This window comes from Pseudoflavonifractor phocaeensis (genome assembly GCF_016901955.1).
GTDB lineage: Bacteria > Bacillota > Clostridia > Oscillospirales > Oscillospiraceae > Flavonifractor > Flavonifractor phocaeensis_A.
The window spans coordinates 1-15,800 of sequence record NZ_JACJLC010000071.1 but is presented as its reverse complement, the minus strand read 5'-3'; the positions used below and the strand labels follow the sequence as shown (position 1 = coordinate 15,800).

Below are 15,800 nucleotides of genomic sequence, written 5' to 3'. Positions count from 1 at the left end.
GCTGGCGAATCTTTTTCTCCAGTCTGTTTTGTTATGCTCTTTTTCAGTCACACAAATTTTGCGGGACTTTTTTCATTTCAACTATTGACTTTTATTGCAGGACTCATTTATTCCATATTCTATAAAAATAATATGTGGTCGGGGGGATTAACATACCTGATATGGGCTCGCCTGGTACTCTGGTAAGACCCGAATGCCCTGGTACCCTCTGGAACCGCATCCGTTAACCCGCTTTACAGGTCTGACCGAAAGATGTTCCCTGCGGATCCAATCGTTGAACTGCCTGGAAAAATCAATTTCTGACATCGGTGGGTGACCTTTCAAGAATAAGAAGTGGCAGAAAGCGCAGAAAAGATCGCCAGTCTCAGTCTCGCACTCGCTCTGAAGCTCACAGCAGTGATCTACAAACTCCCCCAGAAGCAATATCTTGTCACTCCCAATCTGAGGCGAGTATTCTTCAGGAACCTGAACGCATGTGACCTGGAAGTTTCTGTCCATCAATGCTTGAAACGCACAGATGGCTTGTTCTATAATATAAGGGGCTTCTGCAAAAAAATCCTGAAACAGTTCCTGTTTCATTTTTTCAACTGGGCAGGGATTTGTAAAGGGGATGATCACCATGCGGTTCAGGAGCGCTTCGTCCAGCGCATTTCCATGAAGCGGATAGTTTCCTGCAAAAAACAGGATGGGCTTTTTCCGCATGAGACCGGGGGACTTATATTTTTCCTCGATCTTAACAGTGTCATCGCCCACCATCTGCTTGATAATCCCGGCTGCGTCTTTGGGAAGGGGCTTGTCCGGCAAGTCCAGGCAGGAAGCCAGGCGCTTCCCCTGCATACTGCCGGTAGTCCACTGATTGGAGAAATCGTGCATTCCTCGGACTGCGACTACATTTTCCTCACCGACCAACTTCTCCAGAAATTTACCGATCTGAGACTTTCCTGTGTTACTAGGCCCCAGCAGCACATAGAAGCGTTTCAGGTTAGTTTCTGAAAGGATCAGGGCAATCAATTCCAGAATTTGTTGACGGATCTCCGGATTGCCGTTGCTGACCTGTCGGATGAATGACTCGAAAGCGATTCCTTGCTCCTGACTGTTCCGAATTTGTTGATAAGAGAATCTTACCACACGGAAAAAACCGTCGTCTGGGTTATGCCGATACAGCACGCCCGTTCCCAGGTCAAGCGTACCATCGAGGAAATTGATTGTGTAGGGAGGCGGTTCGAGCTCTTCCTCCTGCTGAATTTCAGGGCTCTCACTCACCATTTTTATTAACTTCCGATAATCGCTGTTTGTCAGGCAATCTGCAAGGTCAGCCTCTTGCAGCGTTGCCTTAAACAGTACCGCCGCCTGATGGGCACTCAATTTTTTCCAACACACCCTATCGAATTGACACAGACAATCCTGATAGTACATCAATATTAGCTTCTGGGGCAGGAACTCCTCCAGATGGACCAGGTCCCGGCTCACCTGACGTTTCCCTATGCCAACACTGATATCCGGCTTTTGTATCCCACACATGTTTGTTGGAAATGGCTTCTCTGGCCACTTCCAGTCAAATTGACAGGGCTCAGAGATCCTCTTCGTTGGTTTTAATGCGGATGCATCCAGCAGTTCCGTGGGGCATTGCAGTTCAGGCCCTGTTTGTATGCCCTGGGAGATACTGCAGTCCAAACCGCGGTCGTCCTGGTAGTCCCAGGACGACTGCGGAAACATGAGGGTGGGTACTTCAGAACGGGATTCTTTTGGATCGTCAGAGTGGTCTTCATGCCAAAATTTGGACGCCGCAAAATCAAAGTTGAGATGCATTTATCGCCTCCTGATGCCAGGCTGGCCGCAGGTATTGGGCGGACAGTCTCCAATGCTCCGCCACAATGGGAGATCTGTCGAGCTGCAATGACCCGACTGTATTGGACTTCTCCCAGCCAAAGACACAATGCATGGCGGGACGATGACAACTAGGGTGTCCTTCTCCGATAAGCCAGAGTTGTCCTGAAAAACAGTCGCAAACGGAGGTCAAAATGATTGTATCCTGCTGATCCAGGAGAACAAGGCGGGCACTTGTCGGCTTGTCCGGATCGGTACTCAGGCCAAGCTTCCACCCCATTGTGTCTGCATTTGCCTCAAAAACTTCGCCGTCATCCCGCTGCAAGCTCATTTCGAAGCGCGCCAGCGGCAGGTAGCGGTGCATGTAAATGAGGCACAGCTGGCGGGTATCAGGGTTGCGCATGACGGCATAAACGTCTGGCTGCCCGGCGTTAATTGCGTCAATGATCTCCCTCGTCTGGTAGTCCCTGGTGTTTACGTTGTTCATCTTGACTTTCTCCTTTCTGGCAGGGCCTCCTGCCATTAGAATCATACCAGAGTCTGCCGGGTGAGGCCTGATTCACAAAAATAAATCTGGAGGCGTTTCCAATTTCTGAGAAATTTAAAAATGGCCCCTTTATGTCTGCCGCTTTGTATCATCAGGCAGTGGAACAAATTGGCCGTTATTGGAGAAGTCTTCTCCATGAAGGTTCCACCATTGATTGTGAAGAGGCCTACGGCGTGGAGAACCGTAGGCCTGCATGGTTTGGAGATCTGAAGTCATGGTTGGAACCTCTTTGCGCCTGCAAAATACAAAGCGGGTCAGGTACAAAAAGCACGGAGGCACAGCAGAAATATCACCGTCAATTTAGTCTCCCCAGCGCTGTTAACACCGATCTGGCTATGGTTTCTATTGAATTAGATACCATGCTCCCTAGGGATAATCCGTTGGTCGCAGCGATGCTTCCAATCTTGATTTACAGCTATTTTTTGAATCGCAAAAAACAGGGGAAAGCACAATTCGATGCCGATGGCTACCCCATTGACGAGGTATCTCTGCAAGGCACTGCCAAGTTGTATGTTGACCTAAAAACGAATGCATGGCAAGATTATGCCATAACACGCAGCGGAAAAGACCCTCTCCTGAATCGAGCAAAAAAATTATTCAATCTTAAAAATTGGCGTTGCGAATATTCAAAGCTCACTTTGAATTCATTGCAGAATGAGCAGAAACAGGGTCAAATTCGCAGGATATTTGGGAAAATTCTGCTGTTTAGCACATTGACCCATCATCTGCAGGATGTGTGCAATGTAACTATGACGATGGATGCCTTTGAGGATTTAACAGGCCTTTTGTCGCTTATTACCAAAGATTTTCCTATCCATACTGCGGGAAAAAGTGAAGGTCCATTTCGCCGTAATCTTGATCCCTGTAAGCAAGAATTGCTCATGCTTATCGAGCAATTCCAAATGAAGCATTTACAGAGATATGATATAATATCTCCGTATGACCGCTTTTTGTATCTATTCAGAAGCGAATTATGGTATTCTGAGCACGAGGATGAAAACCGAGAGCCAACAGAAGATGAAATGAAAATGATCACAAAAGACCTCCCAGACCTAATCAATTTACTCATCTGATACGCTCTCGAGATTTTTATTTCGGGCAGATGGACAGATTAAATTTGAGCTTTGCCGAAGAAACGGTATCGGAATCACCCTATACCGCTTCTTCGTTTTTATTTTACTGCTTTGATCTGCCCATCTGTCCAGAACGATCATAATCCGGTCAGCTCCAAGATCGCATCTTTTGTAATCCTCCAGCTTCGCCCAACCCGAAATCCTCTCAGCTTTCCGGAGTCCAGCAGACGGTAGATGGTATTTTTTCCTACGCCTAGAACGTCCATAGCCTCCTGCGCTGTCAATACCACGGGCAGCCGCTCCAGCAGCTCATTTTCCCGCCAGTCAAGATACGCTTCCTCTCGCATGGTAAAAAACCTCCCATTGATTATTTAACACCCTGTTTGGTTTTTCTGTCCCCCTCAAACAAATATCATTTCCATAGAATGCCGGGAACCGCTGAGGCCTGCGCCTCATCTGCGGTTCCCGGTATTTTTGATTTTATAGGAGAAGGAGGTAGGACGCCATGCTGAAAGCGCTTTTGTCTGTGATTCGTGCCGTCATTGTGGAATTGGTAAATCAGCTGTTTCGGCGGGTTTACGCCACCATGGGGTGACCATGGACCAGCGCCAGGAGCTCCGGGAGAAGTTTCTCGGAGTCCTTCTGGCGGCTGCGGCGGCGCTGCTGTGCGCGGCCATCGACTATTTTGTGAAACAGGAGGACAATGAACCATGAGAGACGAAGTTTTTACTTGCGGGATCTGCGGGCGCGCATATTCCGGCGGCCAGAGGCAAACCTTCGGGGACCAGGAGCTGTGTTCTGACTGCTTTGAGCAGGAAACCGTACTCTGCGCGGTTTGCGGAGCGCGTATCTGGGCGGATGAGAATGCCGGCAGCGATGGCACTCCGCTCTGCCAGCGGTGTTACGAGCGGGATTACATCAACTGTATCCGCTGCGGAGCTTTACTTCGTGATGACAGCGCTTATTACTCCAGAGACGATGAAGATAATGAGGAGCCTTTGTGCTACGACTGCTATATCAGAAGTGCCCGGCGGAGAGCAATACAGGACTACTCGTACAAGCCGGAGCCAATCTTTTACGGGCATGGAAATCGATATTTGGGCGTGGAACTGGAGATCGACGGAGCCGGAGAATCCTCTGGGAACGCCAAAACGATTTTGGCCCTGGCAAACGCCAAGGAAGATTTGATTTACTGCAAGCACGACGGCTCTTTGGACGAAGGCTTTGAAATTGTTACGCACCCCATGACTCTGGAATTCCACCAGAAGGAGATGCCCTGGAAGGCAGTCATGCGCGAGGCGGTCACGATGGGCTATCGGAGTCACCAGTGCGGAACATGCGGCCTCCACGTCCATGTAAGCCGGGCAGCATTCGGCTCCACTCACCGGGAGCAAGAGACGAGCATGGCCCGGGTCCTGTATTTCTTTGAGAAACATTGGGAGGAACTGCTGAAATTCAGCCGCCGCACGCCGCGTCAGTTGGAACGCTGGGCTGCCCGCTATGGTTTAAAAGATCATCCAATGGACATTCTGGACCATGCGAAAAAAGGGCACGGAGGGGGGCGATATTCCTGCGTGAACCTCCAAAATAGCGATACGATTGAATTTCGTATGTTTCGCGGGACACTGAACTACAATACATTGATTGCCACATTACAGCTCGTTGACCGAGTCTGTGATGTGGCAATTTATTTGTCCGATGACGAGTTGAAAGCTCTGTCCTGGACCAGTTTTGTCTCTGGCTGCCAGGCCCCGGAGCTGGTGCGGTACCTCAAGGAGCGGCGGATCTATGTCAATGACCCCGTTTCCGGGGAGGAGGAGCTGTGATGTGCTGCTTGTTTGGAGTCATCGACTACGGCCACTCTCTGACCCAAAAGCAGAGAAACCACATACTCGCGGTCTTATCCGTCTCCTGCGAGGTCAGAGGGACAGATGCCACGGGAATCGCTTACCACAGTCATGGCAGGCTCTGTATTTACAAGCGCCCTCTTCCGGCCCATCAGATGCGCTTCCATGTCCCCGGAGATGTGTGGACCATTATGGGTCATACGCGGCTGACGACCCAGGGGAGTGAGCAAAGAAACTACAATAACCACCCGTTCCGGGGAACCGTATCCGATGGGATGTTCTCCCTGGCGCACAACGGCGTGATTCGGAACGATAAGACGCTGCGCAGGAAACTGGGACTGCCCGCAGCGAAAATCGAGACGGACAGCTATATCGGGGTGCAGCTGCTGGAGCAGTCCCATACGCTGAGCTTTGAGAGCCTGCGCCGTATGGCGGAACAGCTGGAGGGCTCGTTTACCTTTACCGTCCTCAGCGGAGCGGATGATCTGTATATCGTCAAGGGCGACAATCCCATGTGTCTGTATCACTTCCCAAACAGAGGGCTTTACCTTTATGCTTCGACTGAGGAGATCCTGCGGCGGGCGATTTGCCGTTTGCGATTCCGGCTGGGGGAGGCCGTCAAAATCCCAACACAATGCGGGGATATCTTACGGATCGCCGCTGCGGGCCAAATTACAAGAGGCCAATTCGACGACTCCAGGCTGCTCCCGGCCTGGCCCGATCCGCGTTGGCGGCGTTTCTGTGCCCCATGGGAGCTGCGGCCTACCGTTCCGGTGAAAGCCGCCCTCAGTTATTTGGACGAGCTGAAATCAGTGGCTCCTGCTTTTGGATATGCCCCGGAGGAAATCGACAGGCTGGCGGCAGATGGCTTTTCCCCGGAAGAACTGGAAGAATTCCTGTATTGCGGCGAGCTTTGATGCCGAGGATCGGTCCGCAAAAGGGCCATCGGAATTTCCTGAACAAAATCAGCAGAAAAAACGTATTTTTGCAGCGCTGGTGGATAGATTTGTGGTGTTCAGTCTAACAACTGGTTTTCTGGACACCGCGGGAGGTGGTGAACATGAACTTTGGATATGCCCGATGCAGTACCAACGAGAGCAAGCAGGATATTGACCGCCAGGTGCGGGAGCTGAAAGCTGCCGGGGCGGAGAAGGTCTACCTGGAGTACGAGCACGGGGACAGTGCCATGAAACAAGTCCAGCAGAGTATGTTTGCGCTGGCGCAGGAAGGGGATACCATCATCACGCTGGAGGTCTCCCGTCTGGCCCGAAGTACGAAACAGCTTTGTGAGGTGATTGACTTGATAAAAAGCAAGTCCCTCTGTTTGATGATCGTAGGCAGTATTACGATGGACTGTCGGAAAGGCCGTGCGGACCCCATGACGGAGGCGTTTCTCCAGATGGCAGGGGTATTCGGCCAGTTGGAGCTGGCCATGATCCGGGCCCGTGTGCGCTCAGGCATGGCAAACGCGAAAGCGAAGGGGAAATTGATCGGGCGGCCGCAAGTCACTGCGGATACGATTCCGGCGATTTTCTACCGGCATTATCCGGCTTACCGGTCCGGCCAGCTCAATATCAGCGAATTTGCCCGTGTCTGCGGTGTGAGCCGTACTACGATCTATAAATATCTCAGCATAGTGCGTTGAGAGGTGATATAGCAAAAAAGATTCGCCCGTTACTTGGGCGAATCTTTTTTGCTGTTCATGGCCAGAAGGAAGGTTTTCAGAAGCTGTTCGGCATAGCCGCGTTCTGCGGTGGAGCAGCTTTTCAGCAGAAGTTCCAAGGGCTCAGAGCAGTCATCTTCTAATGTTCCGAATAAAATAAAATCTGTGGACAGACGCAGGATATGGGCGATTTTGCAGAGGGTGGGGACGGACATCCCTTTGATTCCCAGCTCAATATCAGAGCAAAATTTGGGCGTAACCTCCAGCAGCTCGGCAAACTGTTCTCTGGTATAGCCCAGATACTCCCGCTGTCTGCGAATCCTGCCGCCAATCTCTGCCCATTCCATGCGAAACCCTCCAGCGTTTTCATTCAGTCTATCCCGGAGAGTTCTATTTATAAATAAACTATTAGGGTTGAAAAAAGAGAACTTATAGGGTAGAATAAAAAACACGGAAAGTACCTCAAAAAATTTAAGGCCTAGCAGAATCAAAGGATAGGATAGATAAAGGAAAAGGAGGCATGAACCATGTTTTGCGCGAAATGTGGAAAGAAGTTACCGCCTGACGCTGGGTTCTGTCCCGGCTGCGGCACACCAACGGGGGAACCTGTGCCGCAGAGGACGCCGGCTCCGGGCGGGGGCAGTGACAGAAGTTCCGTGGGGACCGCCGTGGGGAAGAACGCGGCGTATTATTTAACCGAATTTCAGAAAATCGAAGTGGGAGAAAAGTTCCGCTTCAACTGGGCAGCTCTGCTGCTTGGTCCGGCGATGTGCTTCTACCGCAAATGCGGCGGGTTGTTCCGAAAGTACTTCTTGCTCCCCCTTATTCTCTTCCTGGTCGGCTATCTGCTCTCCGCCATTGGAACCGGCATCATTGAACCTGTGCCCATGCTGGCGGGTACTGTCTTATCCATTGTGTCCGGGCTTTGGCTTCTGATTGCCGACATCCGCTTTGGCTTGAAGTTTAACCGCGAGTATTGCGCGGTCTGCAAGCAGAAAATGAGCAGCTCTGTGGGAGAAAAGTCGCTGGGGGTAACGCTGAAATCGCTGATCCTGTTTTTGGCCGCTTGGGTTGCCGCTGTTGCAATCTGCATGGGAATTGCAACGGTTGTGGTAAACAGTTTTTGGGGGGCGGCGCTGTCAGATATCGATTTCGACAGCAACGATCAAGATGAGGATTACTCTTTAACCCAGGATGGTTCCTTATCCAATGAGGAACTTCCTCCTACGGAAAATTACGAACAAGAGCCCGGTGCCGCTTCATCCTATTCCAATGACCAAGAAGATAATGATTCTCTCAATACCGTAACGGGCCGATTTGACAATTTTGTTGGTAGTTGGCAGGACGAGAATGGGAGCGGCTTCATGATTATGATTGGCTACAGGGATGAAACAAAGCAGCAGGCATACGCATATATAGCTACTGCCGCTGGAGATTTTGAGGTCGAACTAAAAACGGATGACGGCTTGAGTGCAAGTGGTGCAGATACCGGTGTGGGAAGTGAACCAATCTATGCACTCGACATTGTCCGAAATAATTATTGGCTGGAGGCTTATATTTATTACGCTGATCCTGACATCTCATATGATCTCAAATTCGTACCGGCAGATCCTGCAGAATATCCATACGAGAATCCGTATTATACCGGGTGATTTGTCCTGCTGTAAAGTCGATTTGGCCAAATACATATAAAAATAGCAAATAGGGGATGTGAGAGACATGCATTGCAGGCACTGCGGCGCGGAAATTCCAGAGGATGCCTCCTTTTGCCCTAATTGTGGTCAGGCGGTTTCCACTCCTGTGGAGCAAAACCCATCCGCAGCCGAGATCCATCACGGGGGAACCCGACGCTTTTTGCCGGTACTGGTTGCGGTAGCCATCTTTTTGGCCGTTGCAATGATAATAGGAATGGAATTTGAGGGGACTCTTTTGATCCTGGCATTTGCCTTCTGTGTGTATGCACTGGTCATAAAGCCCAGAACGCTTGCCCGCCGCGTAAAAAAACGGTTGGTCGAAGGCACTGCGATCCCAAATCAAATTGAATATAGTACTATTTCATCCATTTTGAGGGACGAACCCTACTCCGATAAGGTCATCATAAAAAGCGAAGGGCTTATGGAGACGGAGACTGGTCAACAGATCGGGTTTGTTGAAGCCGCCATCAAAGGTGGGGTCCAGTTCAAGCTGAAATTGGTTCCAGACAGTACGAACACGCTCAAACTGGTTCTAGAAGGCTCTTCCACCTCCAAATGGGAACTGGAGGGGGGCTTTCAAGTTGCAAAAGATTACCTGGAGGCGGATGAACTCTATCAGAGCATACTCCACAAGCTCCTTCCTGACTATGTGGAGCAGCGCACTCAGGACGAGCGGGAAGTCAAGAAAACCAAGACCTACCGGCGTGTCGCTACTGCGATGATTGTGGCTTTCGTAGGGTATGTGATCGTCGCGACCCTTGTGCCCAGCCTGATCCGCAACCCGGTCAGCGACCTCCAGGACATAGTCTTTGAGGATTATGGGACCATGACGTTGGGTGAGGCGGTTGATTCTACTGTAGAGAATGCACGGTGGAGTTCTGAAAAGGTGGATAACACCCATTATCTCGTCACACTGAGCGGATTTCAGCCAGATCTGTTTGCAAAATTTGAGGCCACCTTTGACGTAGAGTATACCGATGACTATGTCTATGCCAGCATAAGCAGCGTAACATATAATGGGGAAACTTATATGGATATCTTCTCTCTGGCCATTGTGCTTGGAGCGATTTATGGCAGCTGAATCGGGTATTTCTGAAAAGCCTGTATTGACCGCAGCCTAAAGACAATGTACCGACAGCACATTGCTGGCACAGACCACAGCAACTGCGGGACTCTGTGTGGATTTCTGTGCGGGAGGCTTTTTGACAGCCTATGCGGCGCCCGGGGTAATTCCCGGGCGCCGCTATTTCACATCACCCCAGGCGGCGTCAAAGGAAATGGACAGCATCTTCTGGTCTCGCTGGACGCAATAGATGGGCAGCTGGCGGGAAGTAGCGGCGGTGGACACCGCTGCCGGATAGTTCACTACATAAAAAATGGCGGCGGCAGCCAGTATGCAGGCCAGCACCGCCAAGGTCTTTCTGCGCAGCAAAATGATTTTTCCCATAAATAAAACCCCCCTTTGTGCCATTCTATGCCTTAATAGAGGATGACAGAAGGGAAGGAAAGAAAATAAGAGGGGGCTGCTGCGTGATTGCAACAGCCCCTGATATTCAGCGGGTCCTGGCCCAGTAGGCAGCCATGCTCTCGCCGGGCTGGCCGGTGACCTCATGGGACAGGTAGGCGGCCAACTCCGCCGGAGGGGTCCAGGCTATGGCGGCATCCTCGGTGGAAAATTCTACCTCGGCGTAGAAGAAGTCGGTATCCAGCTGGGGGTCCACCTGGTTGACCTCCAGGGTAAGCCCACCGGGCAGAGGATAGCGGCGCTGCTCCTTTTGAATCATAGGTTTGCCCAGCATGGCCAGCAGCCGGCGGTACCGGTCAAGATCCAGAGGAATTTCGATCTCCTCCCGGACCAGTCCGGCGCCCCCTTTGAAACAGAGCACATAGGCGGGTTCCCCACCATCCGGAGCCTCCCGTCGTATACGGATGGCTGGATTTGTGGTAAAATAGCCTTGATCCATGTGGAGCACGGCGGCAGGTGCTGCATCAGGCCAGCGATCCACCAGCCAACGGCGCTCGATTTCCATACGAAAAACCTCCTTTTAAAAGGGCAGAGCCACCAGGGCGGGCACTAAAATGGGTACCGCCAGGGAGAGCACCACGCCGGAGGTGAAGGAATAAATAGTGATACGCTCGTGTGTGGCACCCACTACCACAGGCAGCACGGTGTCCATGGCGGCGGCCCCGGGCAGGGCGGCGCACTCCACATAGCCCAGGTGCTTGGCAACCAGGGGAATGAGCAGGATGGAGAAGATCTCCCGCATGACATTGGAGAGAAAGGCTATAGCGGATACCAGGGCGGAATAGGGAGCCAACAGGGTGGGGGCCAGGGAGTACCAGCCCATGCCCGCGGAGGCGGCCATAGCATCCTTTACCCCCAGGGGAAGGAAGAGTCCTGCAAGAGCGGCGAAGGCCAGGGTACCGACGCACACCGCCACCGGAACCAGCAGCACCTGAAAACCGGCGGTCTTGATATCGCTAAGGAAGGTGCCTTGCTTGCCCATATCCATGCCCACCATGAACAGTAGCAGGTAAAGCCCAAAGTTGATGACCGTGCCGCAGTGGGCGGTGACGGAAGGGGGGAGGAGGAAACGGCCGGCCAGCATCCCCAGCACCACGGCGATAATGATCCATTTGGTGAGGGCGTTGTCCGCCTTTCCACCAGCGGAGCCTCCCTGCCGGGCGCTTTCGGTGGCGCCTCGGGGCAGACCAAACCGGTCCAGCTTCAACACGAAACGGCGCAGCAGAGTGAGGGCCAGTACAGAGCCAAAGAGGGCCAGTACGGTGATGAGGAAGGCGGCCAGACCGATCTGTCCCAGAGAGGAAATAACCTCGTCATTGGCCCCCAGGTTAACCCCCAAGGTGACGATCAGGATCATCAGAGCCACAAACTGCAGCTTCCCCACCCACACCAAGGGGTGGCGGCGCACAGCGTTTCGGGAGCCGATGAAGGCCCCCAACACCACCAAAGCGATATAGATTGCCAGATTGCTCAGGGTGCTGAGAGTGGTACCCATGCCCATCCATCCTTTTACCATAATTATGCATCCTTTGGGCCTTGGGGGCCCTGGCGTCGGGGCACATTGTACCACATACCGAGAGGAAAGTCCACCTCTGGCGGCCAGGAGACAGACATATGCCAATCTCTGGGAAACATTCTGCAACTTGCATAAAAAACTCGTTAGTTTTTTGACAGCTATACTTCACTTTCCACTTGCAAAGGGGGTGAAAATCGGTTATAGTTGCGTTGGATAAAAAAGTATTAGCACACAAAAATATTTTTGAGAGGTGAATGGAATGGGTACCCCTAAGAACAACAGTACCGATACCGTATTCCAGTGGAACGGTATCCCCCAGCCGGGACAACTGATCCCGTTGGGACTCCAGCACGTGGTGGCTGCCGTGGTGGGCATCATCACCCCTGCCATCCTGGTGTCCAACACCTGCGGGCTGAGCGAGTCGGAAAAGACCCTGATGATCCAGGTCTCCCTGATCCTCACGGCCATTGCCACTCTGCTCCAGCTTTTCCCCATTTTCCACCGCATCGGCTCCGGCCTGCCTGTCATCATGGGCATCAGCTTTGCGTACATCCCCACCCTCCAGGCCATCGGCGAGCAATTCGATATCTCCACCATCCTGGGCGCTGAGATCATCGGTGGCATCGTGGCTATCGTCTTCGGCGTGTTTGTCAAGTGGATCCGCCCCCTGTTCCCCCCGCTGGTTACCGGTACCGTGATCTTTACCATCGGTCTGTCCCTCTATCCCACTGCTGTCAAGTATATGGCTGGCGGCGCGGGCACTGAGTGGTTCGGCAATGTGCGCAGCTGGGTGGTGGCCCTTATCACCCTGGCCGTGGTGGTCATCCTGTCCAACTTCACCAAGGGCATTTTCAAGCTGGGCGCTATCCTGTGCGGCATGATCGTGGGCTATATCCTGGCCTACTTCCTGGGTATCGTGGACCTGTCCGGCGTCAGCGGCTCCTCTTGGTTCGCTCTGCCTGAGGTTATGCCCTTTGAGATCAAGTTCGTTCCTTCCGCCTGCGTCTCCCTGGCCATTGTGTATGTGGTCAACGCAGTGCAGACCATCGGCGACCTGTCCTCCACCACCATGGGCGGCATGGACCGCATGCCCACTGACAGAGAGTTGTCCGGCGGCATCGTGGGTCAGGGCATCATGAGCATCATCGGCGCCTTCTTTGGCGGCCTGCCCACCGCCTCCTACAGCCAGAACGTGGGCATCGTCACCGTCAACAAGGTCATCAACCGGGCGGTCTTTACCCTGGCCTCCGTGATCCTGCTGGTGGCCGGCCTGATGCCCAAGTTCGCCTCCATCCTCACCACCATTCCCCAGTGCGTCATCGGCGGCGCCACCATCTCCGTGTTCGCCACCATCACCATGACCGGTATCCGCATGATCACCGAGGGCGGCTTCACCTCCCGCAAGAGCTCCGTGGTGGGCCTGTCCGTGGCTCTGGGCGTGGGCATCACCCAGGTGTCCGGCTGCCTGGCCGGCGAGGGCTTTCCCGACTGGGTGAACACCGTGTTCGGTTCCTCCTCCGTGGTGGTGGCCACCATCATGGCCATCATCCTCAACCTGGTCCTGCCCAAGGAAAAGGAGACTGCCAAGAAATAAGCTTTCCTCCGGGAAAGAAAAGTGGCCCGGCTCTTTCAGGAGCCGGGCCCTTTCCTGGGATGAAACGGTGAGATTGGATCATTCCTTGGCTTCGTCAATGTAGCTGTACAGAGTGTACTTGGAGATACCGAAGTACTTGCAGACCTTGTCACCGCTTTTGGTGATAAGGAAAGCGCCGGTGTCGTTGAGGAACTGGACCGCCTTGACTTTGTCCTCCTTGTTCATGAGGGCTACGGGTTTGCCCACGATCTTCACGCTTTGCTCCAGCAGCTCGTCCAGCAGATCGGACACATTGCGGGAGATGGACTCCGGTTCCTTCTCATCCTTTTCGGTGGCGGTGAACTGCTTGAGCATATTCTCCATGGCCAGCAGCAGCGTAATATCATAGTTGATGCCGAAGATGCCGATGGGGGTGCCGTCATCGTCCCGGATATACATGGTGGTGGATTTGAGGATCTTGCCGTCCTTGGTACGGGTCAGGTAGCTTAGATGATCCTGAAGCTGGACCTGGTTGCCCCGCAGCGCCTCCAGAACCACATGGGAGGGCCCGTCGCCCACCTTGCGGCCGGTCACATGGCCGTTCTCAATGGCCACAATGGAGCTCTCCGGATCGTTGGTGGCCAGGTCGTGGACGACCACTTCGCAGTTGGGGCCGAACTGGCTGGCGATGCCTTTTGCCAGCTTCAGGAGAAATTGGAGAGAAGATGCATCTGGCACGAAATTACCTCCTTTCCGCGAAAATATGTACATGGAATGATGAACCATCATTATCCGATCTATTGTACCATATTTCACGGAAGATGCAACTCATTTATGCACCTAAAAATTTTTTAGTTTTTCTAACAAAAGTGTTGCAACTCCGGGCAAATTGTGGTAATATATAAAAGTAACAGGAACGAATCTATACAAAGTGCACAAAACTGAACCACAAATGCTGCGGCTGTAACGGAGTGCTAAAACGCACGGGCTGGATGGACCTAAAATTCGGCTAAATGTTGAACAATGTACCCCGTCAGCCGGAGTTGTCCCGTCCATTCCGGCTGGAATGGATCTTTTTTTGCTCAAAAATATATTTTGCTGTTAGGAGGAACTGAATATGCTGTTGGTTGGTAATGGCAGACTGATCACCCGGAGCCAGACGACCCCCTATCTGGAGGATGGCGCCGTCGTGCTGGACGGCGAGGTGGTCAAGGAGGTAGGTACCCTGGCCGACATGAAGGCCAAGTATCCCCAGGCTGAGTTTGTGGACGCCCAGGGCGGCGTCATCATGCCCGGCCTCATCAACGTACATACCCACATCTACTCCGGCCTGGCCCGGGGCCTGTCCATCGAGGGGAACAACCCCACCAATTTCCTGGAGGTGCTGGAGGGTACCTGGTGGAACATTGACCGCCACCTGACCCTGGACGGCACCCGCGCCTGTGCCTACGCCACCGTGCTGGACTGCATCCGGGACGGCGTCACCACCATCTTTGATCACCACGCCTCCTTCAAGGAGATCCCCGGTTCCCTCTTTGCCATCAAGGACGTGTGCAAGGAGCTGGGCATCCGGGCAAACCTGTGCTATGAGGTGTCCGAGCGGGACGGCGAGGAGAAGTGCGCCCAGTCCATCCAGGAGAACGCCGACTTCGCCAAGTGGGCCCAGGAGCAGGACGACGACATGATCCGCGCCATGTTCGGCGGACATGCCCTGTTCACCATCTCCGACAAGACCTTTGAGAAGATGGTGGAGGCCAACAACGGCATGACCGGCTTCCACATCCACGTGGCCGAGGGCATGAACGATGTGTACGACTCCCTGCGCAACTACGGCTGCCGTCCTGTGAACCGGCTGCTGTACAACGGAATCCTGGGCGAGAAGACCATGCTGGGCCACTGCATCCACGTCTCTCCCGCCGAGCTGGATATCATCAAGGAGACCAATACCATGGTCTGCCACAATCCCGAGTCCAACATGGGCAATGCCGTGGGCTGCTCTCCCGTGCTGCAGATGTACGGCAAGGGCATCCTCATCGGCCTGGGCACCGACGCCTACACCCACGACATGCTGGAGAGCCTGAAGGTGCTGCTGCCCATGCAGCGCCACAACGCCGCCCTGCCCAACGTGGGCTGGTGCGAGGCCACCGGGATGCTCTTCCAGAACAACGCCAAGATCTGCTCCCGCTACTTCAAGAAGCCTCTGGGTGTGCTGGAGCCCGGCGCCGCCGCCGACGTGATCGTCATGGATTACAAGCCCTTCACCCCCTTCTCCGACGCCAACATCGACGGCCACATGCTCTTCGGCATGATGGGCAAGAACTGCCGCACCACCATCATCAACGGCAAGGTGCTCTACAAGGACCGGGAGTTCGTGAACATTGATGAGGACAAGATCAACGCCTGGACTATGGAGCAGGCCAAGAAGTTGTGGGGCGAGCTGAACCACTGCACTTACTGATTGCCAAGATAAGTGCGTTGAGCTTGTCCGCACCAAGCGTTTTGCCTCTAGCAAAACCTTGATGCCGGGGCAATTCA

At 53.2% G+C, this 15,800-nt stretch carries 16 protein-coding genes and 1 pseudogene; 9 read left to right on the top strand and 8 right to left on the bottom strand.

Translation table 11 applies throughout. The features are described 5' to 3' along the window. Positions 1 to 147: 147 nt before the first annotated feature. Both H6B51_RS13295 and H6B51_RS13290 read right to left on the bottom strand, forming a co-directional pair. A complete protein-coding gene (locus H6B51_RS13295) occupies positions 148 to 1,809 on the bottom strand; it encodes a DNA primase family protein (RefSeq protein ID WP_204884154.1) in 1,662 nt (553 codons plus the stop codon). After that, positions 1,793 to 2,314 carry a hypothetical protein gene (locus H6B51_RS13290; protein ID WP_204884153.1) on the bottom strand — a complete coding sequence of 174 codons (522 nt, stop codon included), beginning with the start codon at positions 2,312 to 2,314 and terminating at the stop codon, positions 1,793 to 1,795. The genes H6B51_RS13295 and H6B51_RS13290 overlap by 17 nt, the downstream gene beginning before the upstream one ends. Positions 2,315 to 2,445: 131 nt before the next feature. On the opposite strand from H6B51_RS13290, the gene H6B51_RS13285 reads away from it, so the two are divergent. Then, positions 2,446 to 3,447: a hypothetical protein gene (locus H6B51_RS13285; protein WP_204884152.1), complete on the top strand. Its 1,002-nt coding sequence runs from the start codon at positions 2,446 to 2,448 to the stop codon at positions 3,445 to 3,447. 137 nt (positions 3,448 to 3,584) lie between these two features. Here the strand turns inward: H6B51_RS13285 and H6B51_RS13280 are convergent, their stop codons facing one another. Beyond that, positions 3,585 to 3,794 (bottom strand): helix-turn-helix domain-containing protein, encoded by a 210-nt coding sequence (locus H6B51_RS13280; RefSeq protein WP_130869742.1) that lies wholly within the window; start codon positions 3,792 to 3,794, stop codon positions 3,585 to 3,587. Positions 3,795 to 4,157: 363 nt separating this feature from the next. Between H6B51_RS13280 and H6B51_RS13275 the strand changes: the two genes are divergently transcribed. The 3 genes from H6B51_RS13275 (at position 4,158) to H6B51_RS13265 (ending at position 6,939) form a co-directional block, all read left to right on the top strand. Beyond that, positions 4,158 to 5,273: an amidoligase family protein gene (locus tag H6B51_RS13275; RefSeq protein ID WP_204884151.1), complete on the top strand. Its 1,116-nt coding sequence runs from the start codon at positions 4,158 to 4,160 to the stop codon at positions 5,271 to 5,273. A gap of 212 nt (positions 5,274 to 5,485) precedes the next feature. Beyond that, positions 5,486 to 6,211, top strand: a complete 726-nt coding sequence (locus H6B51_RS13270; protein WP_243421307.1) for a class II glutamine amidotransferase — start codon at positions 5,486 to 5,488, stop codon at positions 6,209 to 6,211. A gap of 143 nt (positions 6,212 to 6,354) precedes the next feature. After that, positions 6,355 to 6,939: a recombinase family protein gene (locus H6B51_RS13265; protein WP_204884149.1), complete on the top strand. Its 585-nt coding sequence runs from the start codon at positions 6,355 to 6,357 to the stop codon at positions 6,937 to 6,939. Positions 6,940 to 6,968: 29 nt separating this feature from the next. Here the strand turns inward: H6B51_RS13265 and H6B51_RS13260 are convergent, their stop codons facing one another. After that, positions 6,969 to 7,304, bottom strand: a complete 336-nt coding sequence (locus tag H6B51_RS13260; protein WP_204884148.1) for a helix-turn-helix domain-containing protein — start codon at positions 7,302 to 7,304, stop codon at positions 6,969 to 6,971. A gap of 180 nt (positions 7,305 to 7,484) precedes the next feature. On the opposite strand from H6B51_RS13260, the gene H6B51_RS13255 reads away from it, so the two are divergent. The 3 genes and pseudogenes from H6B51_RS13255 (at position 7,485) to H6B51_RS13250 (ending at position 9,732) form a co-directional block, all read left to right on the top strand. Next, positions 7,485 to 8,609 (top strand): zinc ribbon domain-containing protein, encoded by a 1,125-nt coding sequence (locus tag H6B51_RS13255; protein ID WP_204884147.1) that lies wholly within the window; start codon positions 7,485 to 7,487, stop codon positions 8,607 to 8,609. A gap of 67 nt (positions 8,610 to 8,676) precedes the next feature. Further along, positions 8,677 to 8,739, top strand: a pseudogene (locus H6B51_RS18485) (zinc-ribbon domain-containing protein); the annotation flags it as partial. An 18-nt stretch (positions 8,740 to 8,757) separates the two neighbouring features. After that, the gene (locus H6B51_RS13250) at positions 8,758 to 9,732 is read left to right on the top strand and encodes a hypothetical protein (RefSeq protein ID WP_243421306.1); all 975 of its coding nucleotides are present in this window, start codon (positions 8,758 to 8,760) and stop codon (positions 9,730 to 9,732) included. A 162-nt stretch (positions 9,733 to 9,894) separates the two neighbouring features. Here the strand turns inward: H6B51_RS13250 and H6B51_RS13245 are convergent, their stop codons facing one another. The 3 genes from H6B51_RS13245 to H6B51_RS13235 all read right to left on the bottom strand — a co-directional run bounded on the left by H6B51_RS13245 (position 9,895) and on the right by H6B51_RS13235 (position 11,692). Beyond that, on the bottom strand, positions 9,895 to 10,098 hold the full coding sequence (locus H6B51_RS13245) for a hypothetical protein (RefSeq protein WP_204884145.1): 204 nt from the start codon (positions 10,096 to 10,098) through the stop codon (positions 9,895 to 9,897). Between the two features lie 106 nt (positions 10,099 to 10,204). Then, positions 10,205 to 10,681 carry a CYTH domain-containing protein gene (locus tag H6B51_RS13240; RefSeq protein ID WP_204884144.1) on the bottom strand — a complete coding sequence of 159 codons (477 nt, stop codon included), beginning with the start codon at positions 10,679 to 10,681 and terminating at the stop codon, positions 10,205 to 10,207. A gap of 15 nt (positions 10,682 to 10,696) precedes the next feature. Then, positions 10,697 to 11,692, bottom strand: coding sequence for a LysO family transporter (locus H6B51_RS13235; RefSeq protein WP_243421305.1), 996 nt, complete (start codon positions 11,690 to 11,692; stop codon positions 10,697 to 10,699). A 259-nt stretch (positions 11,693 to 11,951) separates the two neighbouring features. On the opposite strand from H6B51_RS13235, the gene H6B51_RS13230 reads away from it, so the two are divergent. After that, entirely contained in the window at positions 11,952 to 13,286 is a 1,335-nt protein-coding gene (locus H6B51_RS13230) for a uracil-xanthine permease family protein (protein ID WP_204884143.1), read from the top strand. A 78-nt stretch (positions 13,287 to 13,364) separates the two neighbouring features. On the opposite strand, the gene H6B51_RS13225 is transcribed toward H6B51_RS13230, so the two are convergent. Continuing rightward, positions 13,365 to 14,003 (bottom strand): helix-turn-helix transcriptional regulator, encoded by a 639-nt coding sequence (locus tag H6B51_RS13225; protein WP_335342160.1) that lies wholly within the window; start codon positions 14,001 to 14,003, stop codon positions 13,365 to 13,367. Positions 14,004 to 14,382: 379 nt separating this feature from the next. Here H6B51_RS13225 and ssnA point away from each other — a divergent pair, with 379 nt between their 5' ends. Further along, positions 14,383 to 15,723, top strand: coding sequence for a putative aminohydrolase SsnA (gene ssnA, locus H6B51_RS13220; protein WP_204884141.1), 1,341 nt, complete (start codon positions 14,383 to 14,385; stop codon positions 15,721 to 15,723). Positions 15,724 to 15,800 lie beyond the last annotated feature (77 nt).